Source organism: Gryllotalpicola kribbensis, assembly GCF_039538245.1.
In the GTDB taxonomy this organism is placed as follows: Bacteria; Actinomycetota; Actinomycetes; order Actinomycetales; family Microbacteriaceae; genus Gryllotalpicola; species Gryllotalpicola kribbensis.
Genome location: NZ_BAABBX010000017.1, coordinates 35,153 through 61,089 on the forward strand (window position 1 = coordinate 35,153; position 25,937 = coordinate 61,089).

General features: G+C 70.0%; 21 protein-coding genes and 3 pseudogenes. 7 read left to right on the forward strand and 17 right to left on the reverse strand.

Going from position 1 to position 25,937, the window contains the following annotated elements:
* Positions 1 to 88: 88 nt before the first annotated feature.
* The 5 genes from ABD716_RS15440 to ABD716_RS15460 form a co-directional block, all read right to left on the reverse strand.
* Entirely contained in the window at positions 89 to 1,411 is a 1,323-nt protein-coding gene (locus ABD716_RS15440) for an ABC transporter substrate-binding protein (RefSeq protein WP_344778500.1), read from the reverse strand.
* A 479-nt stretch (positions 1,412 to 1,890) separates the two neighbouring features.
* Positions 1,891 to 4,317: a beta-xylosidase/alpha-l-arabinosidase gene (locus tag ABD716_RS15445; RefSeq protein WP_344778502.1), complete on the reverse strand. Its 2,427-nt coding sequence runs from the start codon at positions 4,315 to 4,317 to the stop codon at positions 1,891 to 1,893.
* A gap of 3 nt (positions 4,318 to 4,320) precedes the next feature.
* Positions 4,321 to 5,223 carry a carbohydrate ABC transporter permease gene (locus tag ABD716_RS15450; protein WP_344778504.1) on the reverse strand — a complete coding sequence of 301 codons (903 nt, stop codon included), beginning with the start codon at positions 5,221 to 5,223 and terminating at the stop codon, positions 4,321 to 4,323.
* On the reverse strand, positions 5,223 to 6,242 hold the full coding sequence (locus ABD716_RS15455; RefSeq protein WP_344778506.1) for a carbohydrate ABC transporter permease: 1,020 nt from the start codon (positions 6,240 to 6,242) through the stop codon (positions 5,223 to 5,225). Before ABD716_RS15455 ends, ABD716_RS15450 begins: the two co-directional genes overlap by 1 nt.
* An 11-nt stretch (positions 6,243 to 6,253) precedes the next feature.
* Positions 6,254 to 7,546 (reverse strand): ABC transporter substrate-binding protein, encoded by a 1,293-nt coding sequence (locus ABD716_RS15460; RefSeq protein ID WP_344778508.1) that lies wholly within the window; start codon positions 7,544 to 7,546, stop codon positions 6,254 to 6,256.
* Positions 7,547 to 7,767: 221 nt separating this feature from the next.
* Between ABD716_RS15460 and ABD716_RS15465 the strand changes: the two genes are divergently transcribed.
* From ABD716_RS15465 to xylB, 4 genes are all read left to right on the forward strand, one after another.
* Positions 7,768 to 8,805 (forward strand): LacI family DNA-binding transcriptional regulator, encoded by a 1,038-nt coding sequence (locus ABD716_RS15465; protein WP_344778510.1) that lies wholly within the window; start codon positions 7,768 to 7,770, stop codon positions 8,803 to 8,805.
* 91 nt (positions 8,806 to 8,896) lie between these two features.
* Positions 8,897 to 10,162 (forward strand): endo-1,4-beta-xylanase, encoded by a 1,266-nt coding sequence (locus tag ABD716_RS15470; protein ID WP_344778512.1) that lies wholly within the window; start codon positions 8,897 to 8,899, stop codon positions 10,160 to 10,162.
* Entirely contained in the window at positions 10,159 to 11,352 is a 1,194-nt protein-coding gene (gene xylA / locus ABD716_RS15475) for a xylose isomerase (protein ID WP_344778514.1), read from the forward strand. The genes ABD716_RS15470 and xylA overlap by 4 nt, the downstream gene beginning before the upstream one ends.
* Before the next feature lie 100 nt (positions 11,353 to 11,452).
* The gene (gene xylB / locus ABD716_RS15480; protein WP_344778516.1) at positions 11,453 to 12,880 is read left to right on the forward strand and encodes a xylulokinase; all 1,428 of its coding nucleotides are present in this window, start codon (positions 11,453 to 11,455) and stop codon (positions 12,878 to 12,880) included.
* Between the two features lie 95 nt (positions 12,881 to 12,975).
* Here the strand turns inward: xylB and ABD716_RS15485 are convergent, their stop codons facing one another.
* Positions 12,976 to 14,088, reverse strand: coding sequence for a glycerate kinase (locus ABD716_RS15485; protein ID WP_344778518.1), 1,113 nt, complete (start codon positions 14,086 to 14,088; stop codon positions 12,976 to 12,978).
* A gap of 89 nt (positions 14,089 to 14,177) precedes the next feature.
* On the opposite strand from ABD716_RS15485, the pseudogene ABD716_RS15490 reads away from it, so the two are divergent.
* From ABD716_RS15490 to ABD716_RS15495, 3 genes and pseudogenes are all read left to right on the forward strand, one after another.
* Positions 14,178 to 14,531: pseudogene (locus ABD716_RS15490) on the forward strand (hypothetical protein); the annotation flags it as partial.
* A gap of 152 nt (positions 14,532 to 14,683) precedes the next feature.
* Positions 14,684 to 14,842, forward strand: coding sequence for a siderophore-interacting protein (locus tag ABD716_RS16395; RefSeq protein ID WP_425553493.1), 159 nt, complete (start codon positions 14,684 to 14,686; stop codon positions 14,840 to 14,842).
* A complete protein-coding gene (locus tag ABD716_RS15495; protein WP_344778520.1) occupies positions 14,839 to 15,453 on the forward strand; it encodes a siderophore-interacting protein in 615 nt (204 codons plus the stop codon). Before ABD716_RS16395 ends, ABD716_RS15495 begins: the two co-directional genes overlap by 4 nt.
* A gap of 3 nt (positions 15,454 to 15,456) precedes the next feature.
* On the opposite strand, the gene ABD716_RS15500 is transcribed toward ABD716_RS15495, so the two are convergent.
* The 11 genes and pseudogenes from ABD716_RS15500 to ABD716_RS15550 form a co-directional block, all read right to left on the reverse strand.
* On the reverse strand, positions 15,457 to 16,473 hold the full coding sequence (locus ABD716_RS15500; protein ID WP_344778522.1) for an ABC transporter substrate-binding protein: 1,017 nt from the start codon (positions 16,471 to 16,473) through the stop codon (positions 15,457 to 15,459).
* Between the two features lie 2 nt (positions 16,474 to 16,475).
* On the reverse strand, positions 16,476 to 17,309 hold the full coding sequence (locus ABD716_RS15505) for an ABC transporter ATP-binding protein (RefSeq protein WP_344778524.1): 834 nt from the start codon (positions 17,307 to 17,309) through the stop codon (positions 16,476 to 16,478).
* Positions 17,310 to 17,370: 61 nt separating this feature from the next.
* A complete protein-coding gene (locus ABD716_RS15510) occupies positions 17,371 to 18,453 on the reverse strand; it encodes a FecCD family ABC transporter permease (RefSeq protein WP_344778526.1) in 1,083 nt (360 codons plus the stop codon).
* Entirely contained in the window at positions 18,450 to 19,457 is a 1,008-nt protein-coding gene (locus ABD716_RS15515) for a FecCD family ABC transporter permease (RefSeq protein ID WP_344778528.1), read from the reverse strand. Before ABD716_RS15515 ends, ABD716_RS15510 begins: the two co-directional genes overlap by 4 nt.
* A gap of 97 nt (positions 19,458 to 19,554) precedes the next feature.
* A pseudogene (locus ABD716_RS15520) lies at positions 19,555 to 19,887 on the reverse strand (FAD-dependent oxidoreductase); the annotation flags it as partial.
* A gap of 100 nt (positions 19,888 to 19,987) precedes the next feature.
* Positions 19,988 to 20,536, reverse strand: a pseudogene (locus tag ABD716_RS16400) (NAD(P)/FAD-dependent oxidoreductase); the annotation flags it as partial.
* 146 nt (positions 20,537 to 20,682) lie between these two features.
* Positions 20,683 to 21,579 (reverse strand): carbohydrate ABC transporter permease, encoded by an 897-nt coding sequence (locus ABD716_RS15530; RefSeq protein WP_344778532.1) that lies wholly within the window; start codon positions 21,577 to 21,579, stop codon positions 20,683 to 20,685.
* On the reverse strand, positions 21,576 to 22,649 hold the full coding sequence (locus ABD716_RS15535; protein WP_344778534.1) for a carbohydrate ABC transporter permease: 1,074 nt from the start codon (positions 22,647 to 22,649) through the stop codon (positions 21,576 to 21,578). Before ABD716_RS15535 ends, ABD716_RS15530 begins: the two co-directional genes overlap by 4 nt.
* A 2-nt stretch (positions 22,650 to 22,651) precedes the next feature.
* A complete protein-coding gene (ngcE, locus tag ABD716_RS15540; protein WP_344778536.1) occupies positions 22,652 to 24,064 on the reverse strand; it encodes an N-acetylglucosamine/diacetylchitobiose ABC transporter substrate-binding protein in 1,413 nt (470 codons plus the stop codon).
* 88 nt (positions 24,065 to 24,152) lie between these two features.
* Positions 24,153 to 24,968: a sugar isomerase domain-containing protein gene (locus tag ABD716_RS15545; RefSeq protein ID WP_344778538.1), complete on the reverse strand. Its 816-nt coding sequence runs from the start codon at positions 24,966 to 24,968 to the stop codon at positions 24,153 to 24,155.
* Positions 24,965 to 25,843: a MurR/RpiR family transcriptional regulator gene (locus tag ABD716_RS15550; protein WP_344778540.1), complete on the reverse strand. Its 879-nt coding sequence runs from the start codon at positions 25,841 to 25,843 to the stop codon at positions 24,965 to 24,967. The genes ABD716_RS15545 and ABD716_RS15550 overlap by 4 nt, the downstream gene beginning before the upstream one ends.
* Positions 25,844 to 25,937: the final 94 nt, after the last annotated feature.

Sequence of the window (25,937 nt, forward strand, 5' to 3'; positions counted from 1 at the left end):
CCTTTGAAACACCCTCGCGGGCCAAGTGGGGAAGCGAAAACCGGGTGGGCCCCGCGCCCGAAGGCGGCAGGGCCCACCCGGCCTCGGCTTACTTCATCAGGGGCTCGATCTGGTTCTGAAGGGTCTTCAGAGCGTCGGCGGCCTTGACCTTGCCGCCGAGGATCGACTGCGTGAAGGTGATCATCGGCTGGGTGCCGTCGACCGTGTAGGCGACGTTGGCGAACAGGCCCTTGGTGCCCGGGGCGCCCCAGGTGTGGTAGATCGGGTTCCACTTGTCGAGGATCGTCTTGTTGTTCGGGTCGCCCGAGACCTCAGGCGCGTCGGCGATCGACTTGAGCGGGGGAAGGCCGATGCCGGTCTTCTTGGTCCACAGGGTCTTCATGTTCTTGTAGTAGTACGTGAGGAACGCCTCGGAGCCCTTCTGGCTGGGGGTGTTCTTGTACATCATGATGTTGTTCGGGAAGTACAGGAATCCCTGCTTGCCCGAGCGGCTCGTGAGCGGCTCGCCGACGACCAGGTCGGGCGCGACGGCGCCGACGTTGGCCGGAAGACCCGCGCCGTCCCAGCCGAACGCGAACTTCTTCGCCTTCCACTGCGACTGCACGTTGGCCGAGGTGTACGTGGCCGAGTTCGGGTCGGAGTAGCCGTTCTTCACGAGCTCGAGGATGAACTCGATCGCCTCTTCGTTCTCGGGGGTGACCAGGTCGGGCTCGAGCTTCTCGTTGAAGATGCCGCCGCCGTTGTTGATCATGAAGCCGGTGAGGATGTGCGAGCCGGTAAACGAGCCGGCCCCCGAGCCGAGGCCGAAGCCGTAGTAGCCCTTGGCCTTGAGCTTCTTGCAGGTCTCGACGTACTCGTCCCACGTGGTGGGCGGGGTCGCGCCGGCCTCGTCCATGAGGGTCTTGTTGTACCAGGAGCAGCGGACGTCGAGGTTGTAGGGGATCGCCGCGTAGCCCTTGTCGGTCTTCATGGTGTCGAGCAGGCCGTCGAGGAAGTCGTCCTCGAGGTCGCCCGACCACGAGTCGATCAGGTCGTCGGCGTAGGCGATCTTGCCCTGAGCGGCGAACTGGAACGCCTGGGTGCCGCCACCGGAGGAGACCGCCGGGTTGGTGTTCGAGGCGACCGCGGACTGGAAGGTCTGCGTGAAGTTCGCCCACTGGATCTGCTGGTAGGTGAACGACGGCAGGTCGCCCGTCGGCTTGTACGCCGCGACGATCTTCTTGTCCTCCGCGAGGAACGCGTCGCTGCCCCACGGCATGTTCCAGAACTTGGCGGTCTTCCCACCGCCACCACCGGCGCCGCCGTTGCCACCCGCACGACTGCAGGCTGCGAGCAGGGTGCTTGCCGCGACCCCGCCGGCGACTCCAATGAACGTGCGACGCGTGAACGCGGCGCCTGACTGCTGTGCCATCAGTCGTCCTTCCGTCCCGTCTAAAGCGCGGGACTTTTGCTCTTCGTTGAACAAAACATTTCCGAGCAGGCCTCGGTGTCAAGAGTGACGTGGCTATTCCTACCGTGCCCCTGAGGGGATGTCAATGAAGCCGCGCAGAGGGTCGCGAGCCCCGCTCGCCGCCGCTCAACACGGCTGTTCAGCAGCGAATTGCCCGGTCAGCTGGGAATCACGCGGGCGCGTGGCTAACCGGTTCAGTAGATTTCGTGCCGAATGGCCCCCGCAGGTGGGTAGATCCGGTTTCCGGCTCACAGGAAATCGTGACCGGTTCGAATCTTTCCCACGCAACCCGCGAAACATTCCCACCGGCGACTCGCCCCTCGCCCGTCGCCCCTCGCCCCTCGCGGCGACGCAAAAACCCCGAGGTGTGAGTTCGGGTTCCTCGAACACAGGTCGAAGGACCCGAACTCACACCTCGGGGCGAAATGGGGGAATGTCCGTCAGGCGACGCTGACGTTCACCAGGCGGGCGTCGGCCCGGGTGACGGGGTACGCCTCTCCTGTGATGGCGATGACGGCACGCGGCGTCGCCGCGCCGCCCAGGTCGCGCCGCGCGGCCTTCTTGTCGTTGACGATCGCCCCGCCCGTCGAGTCCTCCACGGCCTCGTCCGCGGCCGGCGCGATGCCCGCGTGCGCCGCGACCCACAGCTCGACATCGCCCGGCTCGACGATCTTCGTGAGGCTCCGGTCGGTGAAGGCGAAGCGCGTCGTCGGCACGGTGAACGTCACCCGCTTGGACTCCCCCGGCTCGAGCTCGACCCGCGCGTAGCCCACGAGCTGCTCGACGGGGCGCACGACCGTGCCGAGCACGTCGTGGCCGTAGAGCTGCACGACGTCGGCGCCGGCGCGCTCGCCGGTGTTCGTCACCGTGACGGATGCCTCGAACACCCCGCCCGCCGCGACGGAGTCCTGCACCGCCAGGCCGTCATACGCGAAGGTCGTGTAGCCGAGGCCGTAGCCGAACGGCCGCAGCGGCGTCGAGTCGGCCGACGTCACGTCGGAGGGCCCGCCCAGGATCGGGTGGCGGTAGGTGTAGGGCTGCGCACCCGTCGAGCGCGGCAGCGAGACCGGCAGCCGGCCGGAGGGATTCGCGGCGCCGGTGATCACGTCGGCGATCGCGAGGCCGCCACCCTCACCGGGGAAGAACGCCTGCAGCACAGCGGCGGGCGCCGACGGCCCGTCGAAGGCCCAGGCGACGGCGTACGGCCGGCCCGTGAGCAGCACGAGCACCGTCGGCGTGCCGGTCGCGACGACCTCCTCGACGAGCCGGCGCTGCACGCCCGGCAGCTCGAGCGACTCAGCGTCGTTGCCCTCGCCGACGGTCCCGCGGCCGAACAGGCCCGCCTGGTCGCCGACGACCACGATGGCGAGGTCGGCGCCGCGTGCGGCATCCGTCGCCTCGGCGAAGCCGGACGTGTCGTCACTCTCGTTGTCGCTGCCGGCGGCGAACACGAGCTCGGGCACGGCCAGGCCGGCGCCCTCGAACGCCTGCGGAAGCGCCTCGAAGACGGTCGGGATCTCGAAGCCGAGCGGGAACTCCGGGTGGTGCGCGAGCACGTGGTTCGCGAAGGAGTAGCACCCCTGCAGCGCCTCGGCGCGGTGGGCGTTCGGGCCGATCACCGCGACCTTGGCGCGCGGAGCGCCGGCGTTCAGCGGCAGGGTGCCGTCGTTGGCCAGCAGCACGATCGACTCCTCGGCGAGCTTGCGTGCGAGGCGCTGATGCTCGGGCGAGTCGAGGTCGATGTCGGTCGGGGGCTCGTCCTCGTAGACGTCGGGCTCGAGCAGGCCGAGCTCCTCCTTCTGCCGCAGCACGCGCAGCACGGCGCGGTCGACGTAGGCCTCGTCGAACTCACCGGCGCGGATGCGAGCCGCGAGCGGTGCGAGGTATGCATCGCCCGTGGGCAGCTCGACATCGATGCCCGCCTCGAGGGCGAGCGCCGCGGCCTCGCCACGGTCCTTCGCGACGGCGTGCATGACCTCGAGGAAGGCGACCGCGAAATAGTCCGCGACGACGACGCCGTCGAATCCGAGGCGGTCGTGCAGGACATCCGTCAGCAGCGGCGTGTTGGCGGCCATCGGCACGCCGTCCACGTCGACGTACGCGTTCATGACGGACTTCGCGCCGCCATCGGCGATCGCCATCTCGAACGGGGGCAGGTACGTGTCGGCGATCTCGCGCGGGCCGGCATAGACCGGCGCGTGGTTGCGCCCGGCACGCGAGCGCGAATAGCCGACGAAGTGCTTGAGGGTGGCGTGGATGGCTGCCCCCTGCAGCCCCTTCACATACGCCGTTCCGACCGTGCCGACGAGATAGGGGTCCTCGCCGATGCACTCGTCGACGCGGCCCCAGCGCGGGTCGCTGATGACGTCGAGCACGGGCGCGAGGCCCTGGTGCACGCCCAGCTGCTTCATCGAGCCGCCGATCGCGCGGCCGACCTGCTCGACGAGCTCGGGGTCGAACGACGCGCCCCACGCGAGCGGCGTCGGGAAGGTGGCCGCCTGCCACGCGGCGAGGCCCGTGAGGCACTCCTCGTGCACGAGCGCGGGGATGCCGAGACGCGTCTCGCGCTTGAGCCGGCGCTGCTCGTTCCACAGCCACGCGGCCCGCTCGGCCGGCTCGACGGGGCGTGTGCCATAGACGCGCGTGTACTGCCCGAGCCCGTCCTTCGTGATCTCGCTGAGCTGCTCGCCGCCCTTCTGACCGGCCGACATCTCGCTCTGCATCGGAGCGACGACGCCGTTTTGATCGAGCCAGTAGCCGACCAGCTGGGCGAGCTTCTCCTCAAGGGTCATCCGCGCGTGCAGCGTCAGCACGCGCTCGGAGACATCAGGGAGCGCGACGGCAGCGCCGCCTTCGGTGGTGGTCATGTTCTAGCCCTTTACTGCGCCCGTCAGGCCCCCGACGATACGGCGCTGGAAGATCGAGAAGAAGATCAGCGCAGGAAGCATCGAGAGCGACGTGAACGCGAGCACCTTTGCCGTGTCCTGAGAATACTGCGACGAGAACGCCTGCACACCGAGGGGCAGAGTGAAGTTCGCCTGCGAGTTCAGGATGTACAGCGGCAGCACGTAGTTGTTCCAGGCGCCGATGAAGGCGAGGATCGCGACCGTCACCACACCGGGCAGCGACAGCGGGATCACCATGCGCCAGAAGAAGCCGAGGCGGCTCGCTCCGTCGATCGAGGCGGCCTCCTCGATCTCCTTCGGGATCGCGCGCAGGAACGGCACCAGGATGATGACGGTCGTGGGCAGGGCGAAGGCGATCTGCGGGATCGCGACGCCCATGAGGTTATCCACGAGGCCGATGTCCTTGATGATGATGTACAGCGGCGTGATCGCGATCACGAGCGGGAACATGAGGCCGGCGGCGAACAGCGAGTAGACCGCGCCCTTGCCCTTGAACTCGTAGCGCGCGAGCACGAAGCTCACCATGACGCCGAGCACCACGACGCCCACGGTCGTCACGATGGCGACGATCATCGAGTTGCCGAACTCGCCCCAGAAGGTCGAGGTCTTGAGCACGTCGACATAGTTGCTGAACACCCACGGGTGCGGGAATCCGGCCGGGCTCGTCGTGATCTGCGAGTTGGTGCGGAAGCCGCCCAGCACGATGTAGAGCACGGGGGCGATGCACACCGCGATGAAGAGCAGCGCGATGAAGTAGGTGAACGGATTCCCCCACTTGCGCGGCGCGTCGCGGTCACCCGAGCGGGAGGCCTTCGTGCCGCGGTTGCGGGTCGCGGGGCTGGTCGTGGCGGCAGTCGACGCGCTCATCACTTGGCTCCCTCGGTGACGGCGCCCTGAAGGTCACGGCGCAGGACGAAGCGCTGGTACAGCAGCGCGATGATCAAAGAGATGATGAACATCACCACGGCGACGGCGCTGCCGTAGCCGTAGTTCCCGGCCATGCGGCCCTGAGCGACCATGTAGGTCGCCATGGTCGAGGTGCCGGCGGTCGAGGCGATGTACTGACCCCAGATGATGTAGACGAGGTCGAACAGCTGCAGCGAGCCGATGATCGACAGGAACGCCCAGATGCGGATCGTCGGCCCCAGCAGCGGCAAGGTGATGCGGCGCTGGATCTGCCAGTACGAGGCGCCGTCGATCTGCGCGGCCTCGAAGAGCTCTTCGGGGATGGACTGCAGACCGGCGAGCATCAGGATGACCGCGAAGCCGATGTACTTCCACGAGATGATGCCCATCAGCGACCAGATCGCCAGCTTCGGGTCCGACAGCCAGTCGGCGGCGATGCCGCCCAGGCCGATGGTGTGCAGGAAGTCGTTCACGGCGCCGTTGCTCTGGAGCATGAGGCTCCAGCCGGTGCCGACGATGACCTCGGAGATGACGTAGGGGACGAAGATCAGCACGCGGATCAGCGCGCGGCCCCTGATCTTCTGGTTCAGCAGCAGCGCCAGCACGATCGAGAGCGGCCCCTGGATCACGAGGGACAGCACCACGATCAGCAGGTTGTGCCAGAGCACCTGCTGGAAGGCGGGGTCGGTGAGGATCAGCTTGTAGTTGTTCAAGCCGACGAAGTCCGTGGCGGGGCCGTAGCCGTGCCACCGGAAGAATCCGTAGTAGGCGGCCAGCGCGACCGGGAAGATCACGAACGCGAGGAAGACGATGATCGCAGGGCCGGAGAGGACGGCGATCTCGAGCCGCATGCGACCCCGGCCGGAGCGGCGCTTGGCCGCCCGCGGCGAGGCCGGGGACGCGCTCGGCGCGCCCCCGACCCCTGCGGAGCCCTGCGACTGCCGGTCGATGACCGTGTCAGTACCCAGGGTGTTGCTCATGTTGTTGCTACTCAGCCCTTCGCAGCGGCGTCGTTGGTGTCCTTGACGATGTCCTTGGCCGTGCCCTTGCCTGCGAGCAGGTTGACGACGGCGGTGTTCATCGCGTTTCCGACGTTCTGGCCGTACAGGGTGTCGAGGTACTGCGACGCGTAGGCCGCCTTGTTGAAGGCCTGCAGAGCCGACACGTTGTACGAGTCGGTCACGACCGACTGGGCGTCCTTGTTGACGGGGATGGAGTTGAACGCCTTCGCGTAGGCCTCCTGCTGGTCCTTCGTCACGAGGAACTCGAGGAACTCGGTCGCCTCCTTCGGGGCGTTCTTCGAGACCGAGTAGCCGTCGATGCCACCGAGCAGCGCGCTCGGGTCACCCTTGCCGCCGTCGATCGACGGGAAGGGGAACCAGCCGAGGTCCGAGGGGACCTTCTGGTCGGCGGTCAGACCGGCCATCACACCCGGGTCCCAGCCGCCCATGAGCTCCATGCCGGCCTTGTGGTTGGCGACGAGACCCGCCGACGAGCCGGCGCCCTGCTGGGCGGAGGTGGTCAGGAAGCCCTTGTTGAACGGGTCGATCTTGAGGAAGGAGGCGAGGTCCTCGCCGGCCTTGGTCCAGCACTCGTTGTCGAACTTGAGGGTCTTGGCGGTCTTGTTCAGCACGTCCTGGCTGCACTCGCGCAGGGCGAAGTTGTAGTACCAGTGCGCAGCGGGCCACGCGTCCTTGGCGCCGACGGCGATCGCGTCGACACCGGAGTCCTGCAGCTTCTTGACGTCGGTCTGCAGCTCATCGATGGTCGTCGGCGTCGAGGTGATGCCGGCCTGCTGGAACAGGTCCTTGCTGTAGTAGATGCCCTCGGGGAGGAAGTCGAGCGGCACGGCGTAGACCTTGCCGTCGATCGACTCGCCCGCGAGCGCGGCGGCACCGGCGTTCTCCTTCGCGGTGCTGCTCAGGTCGAGCGCCTGCAGCTGCCCGGCGTCGACCTCGGCCTGCATCTTGCCGCCGCCACGCTGGAGGAAGATGTCGGGAGCGGAGTTCGCGTTGAGCGCGGTCTGCAGCTTGCCGTCGAGGTCCTCGTTCTGGATCGACTGGATCTTGACCGTGACGTTCGAGTGGGCCTGCTCGAAGGACTTGGCTGCGTCCTTGAAGAACTGGACGCCGGGGCCGGTCGTCGAGTTCGTCCAGACGGTCAGCGACACCTTGCCGCCCGAAGACGATCCGCTGTCGTTGCCGGAGCCGGCGCAGCCGGTGGCGGCCAGGACGACGCCCAGCCCAAGCGCGACGACTGCCGCGCCCGTTGCTTTCCTCATCATTGTGGAAACACTCCTTGTGTTGTCGTCATTGACGCTGTGGTGAACACCCCGCCGCGATGGACTGCGACGGCGATGTTTGCGGGGTAGTGCAGGGTTTGTTGCGACCGCGGCTAAAAGCATCCGTGATCTCGACACCCGTTGTCAAACGATGTCGATAACGTTTTATATCCGTACTCGCCTTTGCTGTGAGCGACTCTCAGGCTTGCGCTACGTTGTTCTGCATGAGCGTGGATGCTGGCGTCCCCCCTGTTTTGGGACGGGTGACGATCACCGACGTCGCACGCGCAGCAGGCGTCTCCGTCGCCACCGTCTCGAAGGTCGTGAACTCCCGCTACGGCGTCGCGCCCGCGACCTACGCGCGCGTCATGGCCGTCGTCAACGAGCTCGGCTACGAGACGTCGCTCATCGCGAGCAGCCTGCGCCGCAGCCGCACCAATGTGATCGGGGTGCTCGTCACCGAGTTCGAGCCGTACTCCGCCGAGCTGCTCAAGGGCATCGGCGCCGCGGCGCACGGCACGGGCTACGAGCTGCTCGCTCACTCCGGCTGGGTGGGCGGCGACGCTCCCCCGGTCGGCTGGGAGCGCCGCTCGCTCTCGCGACTCGCCGGCACCCTGATCGACGGCGCGATCCTCGTCACGCCCACCGCGGTGGCCACCGACACGCCGATCCCCGTTGTGGCGATCGACCCGCACACGGGCCGCGGCGGCCCCTCGACCGTCGATGCCGACAACGTCGGCGGCGCCCGCGCCGCGGTCGAGCACCTCATCTCGCTCGGTCACCGTCGCATCGCGCACCTGCGCGGCCGCGCCGACCTCGAGTCGTCGCATCGCCGCGAAGAGGGCTACCGCCGCTGCCTCGAGCAGGCCGGCATCCCCTTCGACCCCTCGCTCGTGATCGACGGCGACTATCAGCGCAGCACGGGCCGCGTCGGCGCCCTCGACCTGCTCGACCGCGTCGAGCGGCCGACCGCGATCTTCGCCGCGAACGACCTGTCGGCCCTCGGCGCGCTCGATGCGGCCCGCGAGCTCCGCATCGACGTGCCGGGCGAGCTGTCGATCGTCGGCTTCGACGACATCCCCGACGCCACCAGCACCATGCCGCGTCTCACGACCATCGCGCAGCCGCTGCATCAGATGGGGGCGACCGCCCTGAAGATGCTCGTGGAGCAGCTGAGCGGCGAGGAGTCCGGCACCCGGCACGAGCACCTGCGCTCGGAGCTCGTCGTGCGCGAGACCACCGCTCCGCCGCCCGCGCACTGACCCGGTGGGGGCCGAGCACCCTTTCTGCCGTCGTCGCGCGGTGATACGTTCGGCGCGCAACCCCCAGCGATTTGAGGAGTCATCGCCGCCGATGCAGCTCGCTTCCTGCCGTGCCACCCAGCCCAGCCATCGCCTGGGAGAGGCCGTCGTCACCCTCACCGATCCGAGCGGGCGTCCGCTCGCCGACACCGACGTCACCGTCTCGCAGACGCGACACGCCTTCGGGTTCGGCAACATCGGCTTCGACTTCATCGACCTGGCGAACGGCGGCGGCACCGAGGGCGACCTCGAGCTCGCCGAGCTCTACACCGAGCTGTTCAACTGGGCGACCCTGCCGTTCTACTGGGGTCGCTTCGAGCCGCTCGAGGGCGAGCCCGACACCGAGGGCCTCGCGAACACGGCGCGATTCCTGCGCGAGCGCGGGGTGTCGCTCAAGGGGCATCCGCTCGTCTGGCACACCGTGCAGCCCGACTGGCTGCTCGGCAAGCCGCTCGACGAGGTCGAGCGGCTGCAGCGCGAGCGAATCCGGCGCGAGATCGCCGACTTCGCCGGCCTCATCGACACGTGGGACGCGATCAACGAGGCCGTCATCATGCCGGTGTTCGAGAACGGCGACAATGCGATCACGCCGCTCGCGCGCGCCAAGGGGCGCATCCCGATGATCCGCATGGCGTTCGAGGAGGCGCGGGCGACCAACCCGAACGCGACTCTGCTGATCAACGACTTCGATCTGTCGAGCGCGTACGAGTGCCTCATCGAGGGCGTGCTCGAGGCGGGCATCCAGATCGACGCGATCGGCCTGCAGACGCACATGCATCAGGGCTACTGGGGCGAAGAGACGATGCTCGCGATGATCGACCGCTTCGCGCGCTACGGCCTGCCGCTGCACCTCACCGAGAACTCGCTGGTCTCGGGCCACCTCATGCCGGCCGAGATCGTCGACCTGAACGACTACCGGATCGCATCGTGGCCGTCGACGCCCGAGGGCGAGGCGCGTCAGGCGGACGAGCTCGCGCGCCATTACCGCTCGCTCGTCTCGCACCCGCAGGTCGCGTCGATCACGTACTGGGGCATCACGGATGCCGGCGCATGGCTCGGCGCGCCGATCGGGCTGGTGCGCGCCGACGGCAGCCCGAAGCCGGGCTACGACGCGCTGCACGCGCTGATCAAGGGCGAGTGGTGGTTGCCGGCGACCCCCGTGCGCACCGATGCCGACGGGCGTTTCCGCCTGCGCGGATTCGCAGGCGATTACGAGGTGTCGGCCGGTGGCACTTCGCCCCGATCCGCGATATGTTTATCGCAACAACAAAATCACTCCGTCCACCTCACCATGGAAGTTGAAGGACAAGCACGATGACTCTCACCCCCACTCGCGAGGACAAGTTCTCGTTCGGTCTCTGGACCGTGGGCTACAACGGCACCGACCCGTTCGGTGGCCCGACGCGCAAGCCGTTCGAGATCGAGCACGTCGTTGAGAAGCTCGCCGAGCTCGGCGCCTACGGCCTCACGTTCCACGACGACGACCTGTTCCCGTTCGGCTCGTCGGACGCCGAGCGCCAGAGCTACATCGACCGCCTGAAGAAGTCGCTCGACGAGACCGGCCTCATCGTGCCGATGGTCACGACGAACACCTTCTCCGCCCCCGTCTTCAAGGACGGCGGCGTCACCTCGAACGACCGCCAGGTGCGTCGCTACACGATCCGCAAGATCCTGCGCCAGCTCGAGCTCGGTGTCGAGCTCGGCGCGAAGACCTTCGTCATGTGGGGCGGCCGCGAGGGCGCCGAGTACGACTCGGCCAAGAACATCCAGGCCGCGCTCGCCCGCTACAAGGAGGCCGTCGACTTCCTCGGCGACTACGTCCTCTCGCAGGGCTGGGACATCAAGTTCGCGATCGAGCCGAAGCCCAACGAGCCCCGCGGCGACATCCTGCTGCCGACGCTCGGCCACGCGATCGCGTTCATCGACTCGCTCGAGCACCCCGAGCTCGTCGGCCTCAACCCCGAGGTCGGCCACGAGACCATGGCGGGCCTCAACTTCACCTCGGGTGTCGCGCAGGCGCTGTACCACGGCAAGCTCTTCCACATCGACCTGAACGGGCAGCGCTCGATCAAGTACGACCAGGACCTGGCCTTCGGCCACGGCGACCTGCACAACGCCTTCGCGCTGGTCGACCTGCTCGAGCACGGCGGCGTGAACGGCGGCCCGGCCTACACCGGCCCCCGTCACTTCGACTACAAGCCGAGCCGCACCGAGGACGAGAACGGCGTCTGGGAGTCGGCGAAGGCCAACATGCAGACCTACCTGCTGCTCAAGGAGCGCGCCGACGCATTCCGCGCCGACCCCGAGGTGCAGGCTGCGCTCGAGGCCGCCAAGGTCTTCGAGCTCGAGCAGAGCACCCTCAACCCGGGCGAGACGATCGAGACGATCAAGGCCGACCGCTCCGCGTGGGAGGACTTCGACACCGACGCCTACCTGGGCGGCAAGGGCTTCGGCTTCGTCCGCCTGCAGCAGCTGGCCACCGAGCACCTGCTCGGAGCGCGCGGCTAAAAGCCGCAGTGCGGCTTTTAGCCGCGCGCTCATAGGCGGCAGCCGGGTTGCCGAGGCAGACCCGGCTGCCGTCACCTCTCTCTCCTGGAAGGAAGTTCCCGTGCCCTTGGTCGCCGGCGTCGACTCGTCGACGCAGTCCTGCAAGGTCGTCATCCGCGACCTGGAGACCGGTGCGCTCGTGCGCACCGGCCGCGCTTCCCACCCCGACGGCACCGAGGTCGACCCGGCCGCGTGGTGGTCAGCGCTCGGTGAGGCCATCGCTGCCGCCGGGGGCATCGGCGACGTCGCCGCCATCTCGATCGCCGGTCAGCAGCACGGCATGGTCGTGCTCGATGCGGAGGGCAGGGTGATCCGCCCCGCGCTGCTGTGGAACGACACCCGCTCGGCCGCTGCCGCCGCGGCGCTGACCGACGAGCTCGGTGCCGAAGGCTACGCACAGCGCGCCGGCCTCGTGCCGGTCGCGTCGTTCACCGCCACCAAGCTGCGCTGGCTGAAGGACAACGAACCGGAGAACGCCGCCCGCGTTGCCGCTGTCGCGCTGCCGCACGACTGGCTGACCTGGCGTCTGCTCGGCTACGGACCCGCGGGCGAGTCGCCGCTCGGGCCGGTGCTCGACGCGCTGACGACCGACCGCTCGGATGCCTCGGGCACCGCCTACTGGTCGCCCTTCACGAACGACTACGACCTCGACCTGCTCGAGCGCGCGCTCGGCCGCCGCGACGTGGTTCTGCCCCGCGTGCTCGGCCCCGGCGAGGCCGCGGGCACGACGCCTGCGGGCGTGCTCGTCGGCCCCGGCGCGGGCGACAACGCGGGCGCCGCTCTCGGTCTCGGCGCCGCCTCGGGCGACGTCGTCGTCTCGCTCGGCACGAGCGGCACGGTGTTCGCCGTCGCCGACCAGCCGAGCGCGGACGCCACCGGCACGGTCGCGGGCTTCGCCGACGCATCCGGCCACTACCTGCCGATCGTCGTCACCCTCAACGCCGCGCGCGTGCTCGTCTCGACCTCGCAGCTGCTCGGCGTCGACTTCGACGAGCTGTCGCGCCTCGCCCTCGCGGCGAAGCCGGGCAGCGACGGCGTGGTGCTCGTGCCGTACTTCGAGGGCGAGCGCACCCCGAACCTGCCCCAGGCGAAGGCCAGCCTGCACGGGCTGTCGATCGCGTCGACCACGCGCGAGAACCTCGCCCGCGCGTCGATCGAGGGAATGCTCTCGGGTCTCGGTGCGGGGCTCGACGCGGTGCGCGGCGTCGGGGTCGAGGTGAGTCGCGTGCTGCTCATCGGCGGCGCGGCGCAGAACCCCGCCGTGCAGGCCGTCGCGGCGCAGGTGTTCGACGCACCCGTCGTCGTTCCCGAGCCCGGCGAGTACGTCGCCGACGGCGGCGCCGTGCAGGCCGCGTGGGCCCTGACCGGAGAGCGCCCGTCATGGGCCGTCTCGATGTCGGCCTCGCCCGAGCGCGACTTCCGACCTGAGATCGCGGCCCAGTACCACCGCTACGCGGACGCGCTTCTGAGCGCTCCGGCGGCGTCATAGGAACAGCACAGACACTGAGATATCCCCAGGTTTCCCACACCTGAGGATAATTCAGCCGATCAGGGGGCAGATCCACGGGTCTGCCCCCGTTCGCGTCACACCCGCTGCGCGAGCGCGGCCCCTGCGGCGAACGCCCAGCGGGCCGGCTCGGCCAGCGCGGCGTCGGTCGACCCCGCCAGCTCGGTGAGCGAGGCGGCGGCGGCGAACGCGGCGACGGATGCCTCGACCGCACCCGCCACGAGAGCGGTCGGCACCCCGGCGGCACGCGCCACAGCCGCAACCTGCGTCGGCGCCTTGCCCGCCTCGGACTGGCCGTCGAAGCGCCCCTCCCCCGTGATCACGAGGTCGGCGCCGCCGATCGTCTCGGCAAGGCGCAGCGCCTCGGCGACGGCGGGCGCACCGGGCGACAGTGTCGCACCCCACGCGAGCAGCCCGAACGCCACACCCCCGGCAGCGCCCGCCCCCGGCAGCTTCGCGAGCCGTCGCCCGCCCGGCACCACCTCGGCGAAGTGCGCGAGGCTGCCCTCGAGCGCGCGCACCGCGGCGTCTGAGCTCGCCCCCTTCTGAGGCCCGAAGACGGCGGCTGCCCCGCGCGGGCCGAGCAGGGGGTTGTCGACGTCGGTGAGCACGACGGCGCCGGCGGGCGGCAGGGGAACGATGTCGTCGAAGGAGACCCGCGCGACTCGGGCAGCGCCGAGATTCCCGTAGGGAACGGGTGCTCCAGCGGCATCCGTCAGCCTCGCCCCCATCGCGGTGAGGGCGCCGACTCCCCCGTCGGTCGACGCGCTGCCGCCGACCGCGATCAGCAGGCGCGAGACGCCGAGCGTGAGCGCCGCCGCGATCGCCTGGCCGAGGCCGAAGGTGTGCGCGTCGAAGGGGCGCAGACCGTTGCGCATCAGCGGGAGCCCGCTCGTCGCGGCGAGCTCGACGACGCCGGTTCCGCCGGGCAGCCCGGGCGCAGGCGGCAACCGCAGCCAGTGCGCGAGCACGGGCTGGTCGTCGGGGCCGACCGCCATGACCGGCTCGCGTCGGGCCCCGGGCACGGCGGCCTCGAACGCGTCGAGGCTGCCCTCGCCGCCGTCGGCCATCGGCGCGAGCACCGGCTGGTCGCCCGGCCGCACCGACAGCCAGCCGTCGCGGATCGCCTCGGCCGCCTCGCGCGCGGTCAGAGAGCCTTTGAAGGAGTCGGGGGCGATGACAAGACGCACGGCCTCAGTCTGCCGTGCTTCCACCCGGGATGCTTCGGCCCGGTGCGCATCGTGACGGCCGCGGCGGTTTAGCTTAGGCATGCCGCTGGGAGCATGTGATGAGCGACCGCGTCGAGGTGCTGCTCACCGAGCTGCTCGACCAGCCGGCGACCACGCCCTACGGCAATCCGCTCTCGGCGGACCGCGCACCCGCGCCCGATCAGGCCAACCTCGTGCGCGCCCTCGCCGCCGCCCACCCCATCACGGGCAGACCCGACTGGATCGGGGAGCCGCTGCAGGCCGACCCCGACGCACTCGCCCGGCTGCGGCGCGACGGAGTCATGCCTGGCAGCGTGTACACGCTGAGCACGCACGGCCCCGCTGTGCATGCCGCGCGACCCGACGGAGTCGTCATCGCGATCCCGCACGACGTCACAGCCCACCTCTTCGTCACGGAGCTCTGAGCGCGTGAGGCAGTTCTGGTCGCTCGTGAGCACCGTCACGGCCGTCGCAGTCAGCCGGCCGACGCCCAGTTTCGTCCGCGTCGAGTTCGCCGGGGCCCGATCTTGCGGAGTTCCGCACCGAGGGCGGCGTCTTCGACCAGCACGTCAAGCTCATCTTCCCGACGGCTGCGGGCGCCCTGCCCGAGCTCGACCCCGAGGCGGGCACCTGGTACGAGGCGTGGCTCGCGCTTCCCGAGGACCGCCGCGGAACCATGCGGACCTACTCGGTGCGCGAGGTGACCGGGTCGGGCGCGAGCACCCGGGGGGGGTGATCGACTTCGTGCTGCACCTCTCGCCGGGCGCGACCGGCCCCGCCTCCAGCTGGGCGGCCGACGCGGCGGTCGGCGACCGGCTGGTGTTCATCGCCCGCGGCGCGGCACCCCGTCGCAGGGCATCGAGTTCGCCCCGGGGGGCGGCAGAGCGCCTGCTGCTGTCCGGCGACGAGACCGCTCTTCCGGCGATCTGCCGGATCCTCGGCGACCTTCCCGCCCATGCCCGCGGTACAGACCTGATCGAGGTGCCGCTCAGCACGGACGTCGCCGCGATCGAGGCCCCGGCCGGCGTCGAGCTCGTCTGGCTGCCCAGAGACGGCGGTGCCGTCGGGTGCGAGCTGATCCCCGCCGTGATCGCCCACCTCGGCGGATCCGGCTCCCTCGCCCCGACGGAGGCCGCAGAGGCGGTGTGGGACACCGCGCGCCGCCCGAGCCGCGACACCGTGACGCGGGTCGACGGTGCCGGCATCCCCGGTCTCTATGCGTGGATCGCGGGCGAGAGCGGCGTCGTGACCACACTGAGACGCCACCTAGTGCGCGAGCTCGGTGTCGCTCGCGACCAGGTGGCGTTCATGGGCTACTGGCGCCGCGGTGTGGCGATGCGCGGCTGACGCTCAGCCGACCTTCTTCGCCGCCTTCAGCTCGTCGGCCAGCTGCTGGAAGATCTTCGCGTAGGACTTGTACGAGTAAGGCGCGGCGGCGTACCAGGGGTAGACCTGGCCCGCCTTGACCGCGGGCAGGCTCGTCCAGGTGGGGATCTTGGCCAGGTCGGATTTGAAGTCGCCGTAGATGCGCTGGTCAAACAGGATCACGTCGGCATCGGCGAAATCGGATGCCTGCTCCCAGCTGTACTGCTGGAAGGTGTCGCTCGTGTGCTTCTCGGGGGCGATCACGTCGAGGCCGTTCGAGGTCAGGGTCGCCGCCTCTGAGAGGTTCTTCGGGTCGACGACATAGAGGCTGTCGGTGTCGCCCGACATGATCGCGACCTTGAGCCCCGACTTCGCGGAGACGGTGGCGATCTCCTTCAGAGCGGCGTCGTAGTCCGACTTCGCGCTCGTCAGCGCCGGGCTCGTGGTGTCGGCGCCCAGCTTGCCCGCCAGACCGAGGTAGGTCGTGATCGCGGTGGTCGTGTCGGGGAAGGTGCCCGGCAGACCGATCGAGGGGGCGAGCGACAGGATCTGCTTGGACTGCTCGGCCGGGACGTACCACAGCGACTTGCCGTCGAAGCTCGAGTCGATCAGCAGCTGCGGGTTCATCAGACCGTACTTCTCGGTGTCGAACTCGCCGTAGGTCTTGCCGAGCACCGTGATCTTGTCGAGGTCGAGGCTGCCCGCCTGGTAGCTGAGCTTGCCGTCGACCGGCGTCAGCTCGCCGTAGGCGCCCGCGACGTGATAGCCGTCGTCCCACAGGGCGGCGGCGACACTGCTCTGTGCGACGACTTTCGTCGGCACGGTGTCGAGGTGGACCTTCTGGCCGCGCGCATCGGTGTAGTCGAACGGGCCGGTGGGCGCTGCGCTCGACTTCGTGCTGCTGCCCCTGTCGGACGAGCCGGGGCTGCTGCAGCCGGCAAGCGTCAGCGCAGCGGCCGCGGCCACAGCGATTGCCGCGAGGGCGGCGGTTCGGCGGTGCATGTTCAGAGTTCTCCTTCTGAGTCGGTAGGGCGGGAGGGTGGAGCGATGATCCGGTGCCTCGGCACGACGAGCGGCGTGCCGGACTCGGGGTCAGTGATGACGCGGCAGGGCAGGCCGAAGACCTGCTCGACGATCTCGGGCGTGACGATCTCGCTCGGCGGCCCCGCTGCCACCACTGCGCCGCCCTTCATGGCGACGAGGTGGGTCGCATAGCGGGCGGCGAGGCTCAGATCGTGCAGCACCGCGACCATCGTGTGGCCGCGCTCGACCCGCAGCCGCGCGCACAGATCGAGCACGTCGAGCTGGTGCGAGACGTCGAGGAAGGTGGTCGGCTCGTCAAGCAGCAGGATGTCGGTCTGCTGCGCGAGCGCCATGGCGAGCCAGACGCGCTGGCGCTGGCCGCCGGAGAGCTCGTCGAAGAGACTGCCGGCGAGCGCCGCCGTGTCGGTCAGCTCGAGGGCGAGGCGCACCGCCTCCTCGTCGGCGGGCGACCACTGCCGAAGCAGCGATTGATGCGGGTACCGCCCCCGGGCGACCAGATCGATCACCGCGATGCCGTCCGGCGCCGCCTGCGACTGCGGCAGCAGGCCGATCCGCCGCGCCGCCTCCTTCGGCGGATAGCTGTGGATCGCCCGTCCGTCGAGCAGGACCCGGCCGCCCTCCGGCTTGAGCAGGCGGGCGAGCCCGCGCAGCAGCGTCGACTTGCCGCTGCCATTGGCGCCCACGATCACGGTGAACGAGCCGTCGGGAACGGCAAGGTCGAGGGCGTCGACGATGGTGCGGCCGTCGTAGCCCAGTGAGATGGCCTCTGCGGCAAGGCGCGGCGCGAGCGTCACGGGCGGATTCCTTTCGGAGCGGTTCGGGGGCGGCGGCGAGCGGACTGCTCGGTGGACGCGGTCACAGCCGGCCCCCGCGCGCGGCGCCTGGGCGACTCGCGCCCCACTCGCGCCCCAGCAGCCAGATGAGATACAGGCCGCCGACGACGCCGGTGAGCACGCCGACCGGCAGCTGCCTGGGCTGGAACGCCTCGCGGGCCGCCCAGTCGGTGAGCACCAGGAAGACCGCGCCGGTGAGACCGGAGGCGAGCAGGTTCGGCCCGGTCGCCCGGGTGAGGCGCCTGGCCACCTGCGGCGCCGCGAGGGCGATGAACGCGATCGGCCCCGCGGTCGCGACGGCGGCGGAGGCCAGCAGCACCCCGATGCCGACCGCGAGCAGCCGCACCCGGTCCGGCGCGACGCCGAGGCTCGCGGCCCGGTCGTCGGCGAACTCGGCCACGGCGAGCGAGCGACCGACAAGAAGTGCGAGCACCAGCGCGACGGCCACGACGGGCCCCAGCACGACCAGGCGATCCCAGCCGCGGCCCGCGAGATTGCCGACGAGCCAGACGGCCGCGCTCTGCGCGTCGTAGACCTGCGCACCGACGATCAGCATCGAGTTCACGGCGGCGAGGGTCGCGCCGATGCCGATTCCCACGAGCACCAGCCGCAGCGGCGCCACCGATCGGCCGCGCTGCGCGAGCAGCAGCACGAGCACCGCGGTGCAGACGCCGCCGAGGACCGCGCTCACCGAGGTGGGCACGACGCCGCCGCCCGCGAACAGCATGGCCACGAGTGCCCCGGTCGCGGCTCCCGTGTCGAAGCCGATCACGTCGGGGCTGCCCAGCGGGTTGCGCGTCACCGACTGGAACAGCGCGCCCGAGAGACCGAGGGCGAGGCCGACGACGGCGCCGACGAGTGCGCGCGGCATCCGCAGCTCGCCGACGATCAGGCGCTCCGCGGGCGTCCCGTGGCCGAAGACGGTCGCGATCACCCGTGCCGGCGGCACGAAGTTGACGCTGACGGAGAGTGCCACGAGCAGCGCCACCGCGAGGGCGAGCAGCAGCAGAGCACACACGACGACGGTGCGCGGGCGCCACAGCGCCGTGGCCGGGCCGAGCCTGGCCACGCGCGTGCGCTCGGGGCCGCGCGAGAGAACGGTCACAGCGCCACCAGCTTCCGGCGGCGCACGAGCGCGACGAAGACCGGGCCGCCGAGAACGGCGGTCATGATCCCGGCCTCGATCTCGCGCCCGGTTCCGACGACCCGGCCGGCGGTGTCGGCGAGCACCAGCAGCGCGGACGCCATGAGCATCGAGAGCGGCACGACGGCGCGCTGGTCGGGCCCGATCAGCCCGCGCACGATGTGCGGAACCGTGAGCCCGAGGAAGCCAATGGGTCCGGCGACGGCGGTGGCCGCCCCGCACAGCAGGGTGACCGCGACTGCGGTCAGCAGCCGCACGCGCCCCACGCGCAGGCCGAGCGAGCGCCCGGCGTCCTCGCCGAGGGCGAGCGCGTTCAGACCCGGCGTGACGATGAGCGCCAGCGCGGTTCCGGCCACGATGAACGGCAGCGCCGCGGCGAGGGTGTCGAGCCCTCTGTTGACGACCGAGCCGACCGCCCAGAAGCGCATGGCGTCGTAGTTGCTCTGGTCGCTCAGAGCGAGTGCGTTGATGTAGGCGAGCAGCACGGCGCTCACGGCGGCGCCGGAGAGGGCGAGCCGGGCGGGCGTCGCCGCCGCGCGGCCCCGCGAGCCGATGGTGTACACCGCGACGGAGACGATCGCTGCGCCGACGAGCGCGAGCCACATCTGCGAGAAGCGGCCGGAGATGCCGAAGACCGCGAAGCCCGTCACGACCGCCGCCGCCGCACCGGCGTTCACGCCGAGCAGGCCGGGGTCCGCGAGCGGGTTCCGCGTGAGCGCCTGCATGAGGGCGCCGGCACCGCCGAGCGCTGCGCCGACGACGAGCGCGACGATCGTGCGGTCGAGCCGCAAGCCGCGCACGATGTCGATCGCGTCGGACGGACCGGCCCGGAAGAGCGCCCGCAGGGCGGCAGCGGGCGGCAGCGGCTGGCGCCCGACCATCAGGCTGAGAACGGCTGCCGCGGCGAGGACCGCGAGAACCACGATGAGCAGCGCCGCACGGCGGCCACGGCGTTTTTCGGTCATGGTAAGGGCAGGCTAACCTAACCAGGGGGCCGCGTGCCAATCAGACACCCCACGAGGGCGGGCGACTCGACCCTCGGGCCGCCGGGGCCGCTTCGGCTCAGGCGGCGGGTCCCCCGGGCGACGCATCGCCGAAGCGGGTGGGCGCGAGCGCCGCGAACGCCGCATCCGCCGCTGGCCCCACCTCCGTGGGCCGATCGAGCAGCGCCGCCGCGGCGAGCATCCCGAACGCCGCAGACGTTTGGATGCCGTAGCCACTCTGCCCCGCGAGCCAGAAGAAGCCCGGCGCGTCGGCGTCGAAGCCGACGACGGGTACGCCGTCGGGCGCCCCGGTGCGCAGCCCCGTCCACAAGGCGACGACCTCGAGCTCCGGCGCGATCACCGCGCACAGCCGGTCGGCGGCCCGTGCCACCACCTCGGGCAGCGGCTGGGCGTCGTGCGGCTCGGCGACGACATCCTCGAGCGGGCGAGGTCAGCAGCCGCTCGCCGTCCGCGCGGAAGTAGAGCGAGCCGGCCGCGTCGTTGACCATCGGCCAGTGCGGGTCGACCGGCGCGTCGATCTGGGCGACGGCGACGGTGCGGCGCAGCGGGGTCAGCCCGCCGGGCTGCACCCCGGCGAGCGCGGCCACCCGGTCCGCCCACGCACCGGCGGCGTCCACGACGACCGGCGCCGAGAAGCGACGGTCCCCAACCGTGGCGCCCCAGATGCCGTCCTCTCTGCCGAGCACCGACACTCGGGCATCCGTCACGATCTCGGCGCCCGCACGCCGCGCCTCGCTCTCGTACCAGGCGAGCAGACAGGGCACGTCGACCTCGTGCGCCGCGCTGTCGAGCAGGGCACCGCACACTCGCTCGCGCCGCAGGATCGGCAGTCGCTCGGCCGGCTCGGCGGCCGGCACGCTGCGCAGGCCGGGCGCGGTCGCGGCGAGCGCGGCGAGGTCGACCTGCTCATCGAGTGCGAGCCAGTACAGCGGGCGCGGTCGCAGCAGCGGTGTGCCGAGGCGGCGCTCGATGTCGCGCACCAGCGCGATCGACAGCTCGGTGAGCACGCGCACCGGCTCTGGGCCGTAGCTCGGCTGCATCTGCCGGGCCGAGCGGGAGCTCGTGTGCTACGCGAGCCCGGGCTCCTGCTCGAGCAGGCGCACCGAGGCGCGCGGCCCGATTGCCGCGGCGAGCGACAGCCCGGCGATGCCGCCGCCGATGATGAGGATGTCGCTGGAGTCGCCGCTCAGCGGAACGTGCCGGACGACACCGACCCCTCGAGCGTGCGCTGGAAGATCACGTAGACGACGAGCACGGGAACGACGGTCATCACCACGCCCGCGAACAGCGCCCCGAAGTCGACGGCGTAGCCCGCCTGCGAGGCGAACGACGCCATTCCCTGCGTCAGCACGTACCTGCTCTGGTCGGTGTTCAGCGCGACGGGCAGCAGGAACTGGTTCCAGAGACCGAGGAAGTTGAAGATCGCCACGGAGGCCAGCCCGGGCCGCGCCATCGGAAGCATGACCTGGAAGAACGCGCGCCAGTCGCCCGCCCCGTCGATCAGCGCCGCCTCGTAGACGTCCTCCGGCAGCGACTTGAAGAAGGAGTAGAGGAAGAACACCGTGAACGGCAGCGCGAACGCGACATAGGTGAGGATCAGCCCCGGCAGCGTGTTGAGCAGCCCCGAGTTCCGCAGGATGAAGAACAGCGGAACGATTGCGAGGAACACCGGGAAGGTGAGGCCCGCGAGCATCGCGTAGTAGATGACCCGGTTTCCGGGGAACTCGAACCGCGCGAGCACATAGGCGCACATGGCCCCGAGCAGCATCACGATCACCAGCGCGAAGCCCACCACGATCACGGTGTTGAGGAAGAAGCGGCCGATGCCGGCATCCGTCCACGCGTGCACATAGTTGTCGAACTGCCAGTGCGCCGGCAGCGAGAACGGCGACGACAGGATCTCCTTCGTCGTCTTGAACGACGACAGGAAGACCCACAGGAACGGGACGATCACGACGATCGACCAGATGACGAGGAGGACGTGAGAGACGGATGCCACGGCGGTATCGCCCCGGTCGGCCCTCCGGGCGCTCAGCCGCAGCCGAACGGTGATCGGCGACTCGGCGGCCCTGGTGGCGGTCATCCGCTCACTCCTCTCTGGATCGGGGCGGCGGCGGCGCTCGGCGCCGCCGCCGCGGGTGCGGGCGCGGCAGTGGCGCGCTTCGCGCGGCCGGTGTCGTCGCCGCCGCCGGTCAGCCGGTTGACCGTGAACACGAGCGCCGCGAACAGCAGCGTCACGGCCGCGAGCACGACGCCCATGGCGGTGGCGTAGCCGAACTGCCCCTTGCGGAAGGCGACGGTGAAGAGCTCCTGGCTCATGGTGAGAGTGGTGTTGTCGGGGCCGCCGCCCGGGTTCATCGCCTGCATGTAGACGAAGGCGTCGAGCGCGGCGATGCCGAGGTAGATATAGGCGGTCTGCACGTTGTCGCGGATCATCGGCACGGTCACCGAGATCGCCGTGCGGAAACGGCCGGCGCCGTCGATGCGGGCCGCCTCGAGCAGCTCAGACGGCACGCCCTTGATCGCGGCGACGAAGAGCACGGTGTAGAAGCCGATGAAGCTCCAGATGATGACCCACATCGAGGCGGGCATGGCGGTCGCGACGACGCCGAGCCACGCGAAGTTCTCGAACCCCGAGAGGCCGATGCCGGTCAGGAATCCGTTCAGCAGGCCGGCCGCCGGGTCGTAGACCTGCGCCCAGATGAGGCCGATCACGATCGCGGGAACGCAGTAGGGGAAGAACGAGACGACGCGGTAGAACCCTGCGCCGCGGATGCCGCGGATGGTGCCCCGGCTGGGGCCGCCCACCGTGACGACGATGGCGATGACGAGCGCCACCACGATCGTCACGAACGGCACGACGAGCGCGAGGAGCGCGTTGTTGCGCAGCGCCTTGAGGAAGGTCGTGTCGTGGAAGAGCTTCACGAAGTTCGAGAGCCCGACGAAGTTCATGTTGGGCGAGAAGCCGGTCCAGTCGGTCAGCGAGTAGTACAGCGCCTGGACGAACGGCGAGACCACGAAGATCACGAAGATCGCCAGAGGCAGCACGAGGAAGACCAGCATGAAGCTGATCCGGTTCCAGCTCGGCCGAGGCCGGCGACGCCGGGCGGCGGCGGTCGCCCCGCCGCCCGGCGTCGTCGTCGTGCTCGTCATACTCAGTTCGTCACCTTCAGCTTGGGGACGGAGGAGTCGGCGGCGACCTTGTCGCTGATGTCCTGCATGCCCTTGGTCAGGCCCGCCGTGTCGGTCTGCCCTGACAGGAACGAGTTCCAGACCACCAGCTGGTCCTGGTTCATGCCGTAGTAGTCGAGGAACTGGTAGTTGAAGACGTTGTCGCCTGCGGCATCCAGCATCTTCGTCTGCGAGACGAGGGCGGTCGAGCCGAAGCCGTCGTCGGGCACGAGGCCCTTGACGATCGTCGGTGCGAGGCGGGTCTTCGAGAAGTTGGTGGCCGCCTCCTTCGAGAGCATGGCGCGCAGGATCTCCTTGCCGCCGGCCGGGCTCTTGCCCTGCTTCGGAACGATGAACGGCTCGCCCGCCGCCGAGCGCAGCGCCTCATAGGGCAGCTTCGGGCTGCTCGAGACGGTCGGCGTCGGGGCGCCGGTCATCTTGAAGCCGTCCTTGGTGGCCTTCTTCATCTCGTTCTCGATCCAGCCGCCCGACGGGTAGAGGATCGCCTGCTGGTCGTTGCTCCACTTGGCCTGCGCAGCGGTGAACTGCGTGCCCGCGCCGCCCGGAACGAAGTAGCCGCTCTTGACCGCCGTCTCGAGCGCCTTGAACACGCTCTGGATCTCGGGCGCCGACCACGCCTTCGGCTTCAGGTTCTCGAGGTCGAGGCGCACCTGGTCGCCGCCCTCCTTGATGGCCGAGTCGAGCGCCATCGTGAGGTAGTAGGTCGCGGCCTCCTTGCCCCAGACGAAGAGGTACTTGCCCGCGGCCTTGGCCTTCGCGCCGAGGTCGAGCGCGTCGTCCCAGGTCTTCGGCGGCTCCCAGCCGTTCTCCTCATACAGCGAGGCCGAGTACCACATGCCGTAGACGGTCATCACGTAGTTCAGGGCGACGAACTTGCCCGAGAAGGTGCCAGGCGCCTTGACCGCGGGGTAGAGGGTGTCGGCGATCTTGGTGCCCTCGTAGTTCTCGGCCTCGAAGACGTCGTCGAGCGTCGAGAGCTGGTCGGCGATCGTGTTGAAGCCGATGTTGTTCGCACCCGAGTTGTCGATGAGGTCCGGCGGGTTGCCGCCGACGAAGCGCGGCTGCAGCTGCTGGGCGATCTGCGTCGACGGGCTCACCTTGATGGTGGTCTTCGAGAACTTCTTCTTGACCTGGTCTGCGGCGAACTGCACGTAGTCGTAGCCGTAGCCGCCGTTGAAGATGACCGCTTCGATCGACGCGGTGTCGGCGAGGCCGAACGGATTCTTCGCCGACTTGCTGCCGGACTTCGCGGTGTCTCCGCCGCCGCTCGGCGCGGCGCAGGAGGCGAGGGTTCCGGCCAGCGGCAGGAACACAGCGGTGGCCAGGGCGCCGCGAACGAACGTGCGGCGATTCAGGCGGCCTTGTTCTTCAGACATGATTGCCTGCCTTTCACTCTTGGTTGATGGGTGTGCGTGGGTGTCATCGATGGGTGGGCGGGCGCCCGCGGGAAGGGCGCCCCGGTGGTCAGGCGAGGTGGCCGATTCGGTCGCCGTACCTTTCCTGCAGGGCGTGGTTGTGCTCGTCGCCCTCGGGGATATTGGCGGAGATGAAGAGCGGGGGGACCTCGCCCGCCGCCTGGACACGGGCGGCCGCGCCGATCGTCAGCAGCTGCGCGATGTAGGCGGCGGTGATGGACGAGACCGCGCCGACGCCGAGGCCACCCGGCAGCTCGAGGGTGGTGTCGCCGTAGGGCGCGAGGTTGTCGATGACGACGTCGGCCACCTCGGAGAGGCGCTTGCCGCTCGGGTGCTTCGGCGTGACGGCGTTCGTGTGCTGCAGGCTCGTAACGGCGATCACCGCGTGCCCCTCCTCCTTCGCCTTGAGCGCGAGGCCGACGATCGAGCCGTTCACCCCAGAGTTCGACGCGATCAGGAAGACATCGGCCGGCCTGAAGTCGTAGAGCGACCAGAGGTCGTCGACGACGCTGTCGTCGCGCTCGATCGTTCCCCCCTGCAGCGCCTCGAGAGGGCGCTTCCCCCGCAGCACGAGATCGCGCAGCGCGAGCGAGTGCGTCGGGATCAGGCCGCCGGCGCGGCCGGCGATCTCCATCGCGAAGGCCTGCGAGTGGCCGGTTCCGAATGCCTGCAGCACGCCCCCGTTCTGCAGCGAGGCCGCGAGCAGCGCGATCGCGGGGTCGAGGGCGCCGGCCGCGGCCGAGGCGGCCAGCGCGTCGATGCGCTCGCTGACCTGCCGGTGGAAGCCGGCCGCCAGCTCGGCGGCGGCGTCGGTCGGGGCATCCGCCCGGGCATTCGTCGGGGATTCGGTGGTGGGCTCGGTCACGACCTGGTGGTTCCTTTCGTGCGCAGGGTGCGTCGGTGCGGAGCGACGGCGGCGGCTGAGGCCGCGAGCATCGCGGTGGTACGGCTGAAGTCCTGCTGGGCCACGAGCAGGTAGAGCAGATCGATCGTGAGCAGCTGGGCGTGCTTGGCCGACAGGTCGTCGGGCTGCAGGTAGGCGTCGGGGGCGTAGGCGGTGAGGTGGTGGTCGGCGATCGCCGCGAGCGGCGAATCGGGGCTGCCCGTGATCGCGACGGCGAGCGCGCCGGTCGAGCGTGCGAGCTCGAGCATCTCGATCGTCTCGGCGGTGCGACCGGTGTTCGAGATCCCGATCGCGACGGTTCCCGGCCCCTGGATGGCGGCGCTTGTCAGCCCCTCGTGCACTTCGCTCCACACGTGCGCGTTGAGGCCGACGCGGTAAAGCCGGGCCTGCAGCTCGGTCGCGAGTCCCGCGCTGCCGCCGATGCCGTAGATGTCGACGTGCTCGCTGCGCGCGATCGCGACCGCCGCCTGCTCGGCGGCCGCCTGGTCGAGCTGGGCCGCCGTGGACTGCAGAGCGGCGGTGTGCGAGCTGACGAGCGCCGTTAGCACCTCGGTTGCGCTGTCGGCGGGGTCGAACGCGCGGCCGATGTCGGCCTGCCAGGTGGCGGCGCTCGAGCGGCCGAGGTCGGCGGCCGCTCCGACGCGCAGGGGCGGGTAGCCCGCGTAGCCGATCAGCCGGCAGAAGCGGGTGACGGTGGCCGGCGACGTGCCCGCGCGCTCGGCGAGCTCGGTGATCGAGAGCTCGAGCGGCGCGGCCGGGTTCTCCAGCAGCAGCGCCCCGATCTTCGCCATCGCCGCGGACATCTCGGGCAGCGCGGCCAGGATGCGGCTGCTCACGCCGAATCCGTCCGTGCTGTGCTTCGATGGTGCCGCGAGTTCCGTCATTGACATCCCGTCACTGAAAATCCATGTCACCTTTGACGTGTTGCCA

Excerpts from the sequence above, each read along its gene's own strand:
- ABD716_RS15445 (WP_344778502.1), bottom strand. The coding sequence starts at position 4,317 with ATGACCACCACCGAAGGCGGCGCTGCCGTCGCGCTCCCTGATGTCTCC.
- ABD716_RS15500 (WP_344778522.1), bottom strand. The coding sequence starts at position 16,473 with ATGCACCGCCGAACCGCCGCCCTCGCGGCAATCGCTGTGGCCGCGGCC.
- ABD716_RS15440 (WP_344778500.1), bottom strand. The coding sequence starts at position 1,411 with ATGGCACAGCAGTCAGGCGCCGCGTTCACGCGTCGCACGTTCATTGGA.
- ABD716_RS15465 (WP_344778510.1), top strand. The coding sequence starts at position 7,768 with ATGAGCGTGGATGCTGGCGTCCCCCCTGTTTTGGGACGGGTGACGATC.
- ABD716_RS15450 (WP_344778504.1), bottom strand. The coding sequence starts at position 5,223 with ATGAGCGCGTCGACTGCCGCCACGACCAGCCCCGCGACCCGCAACCGC.
- ABD716_RS15515 (WP_344778528.1), bottom strand. The coding sequence starts at position 19,457 with ATGACCGAAAAACGCCGTGGCCGCCGTGCGGCGCTGCTCATCGTGGTT.
- xylA (WP_344778514.1), top strand. The coding sequence starts at position 10,159 with ATGACTCTCACCCCCACTCGCGAGGACAAGTTCTCGTTCGGTCTCTGG.
- ABD716_RS15470 (WP_344778512.1), top strand. The coding sequence starts at position 8,897 with ATGCAGCTCGCTTCCTGCCGTGCCACCCAGCCCAGCCATCGCCTGGGA.
- ABD716_RS15455 (WP_344778506.1), bottom strand. The coding sequence starts at position 6,242 with ATGAGCAACACCCTGGGTACTGACACGGTCATCGACCGGCAGTCGCAG.
- ABD716_RS15530 (WP_344778532.1), bottom strand. The coding sequence starts at position 21,579 with ATGACCGCCACCAGGGCCGCCGAGTCGCCGATCACCGTTCGGCTGCGG.
- ABD716_RS15535 (WP_344778534.1), bottom strand. The coding sequence starts at position 22,649 with ATGACGAGCACGACGACGACGCCGGGCGGCGGGGCGACCGCCGCCGCC.
- ngcE (WP_344778536.1), bottom strand. The coding sequence starts at position 24,064 with ATGTCTGAAGAACAAGGCCGCCTGAATCGCCGCACGTTCGTTCGCGGC.
- ABD716_RS15460 (WP_344778508.1), bottom strand. The coding sequence starts at position 7,546 with ATGATGAGGAAAGCAACGGGCGCGGCAGTCGTCGCGCTTGGGCTGGGC.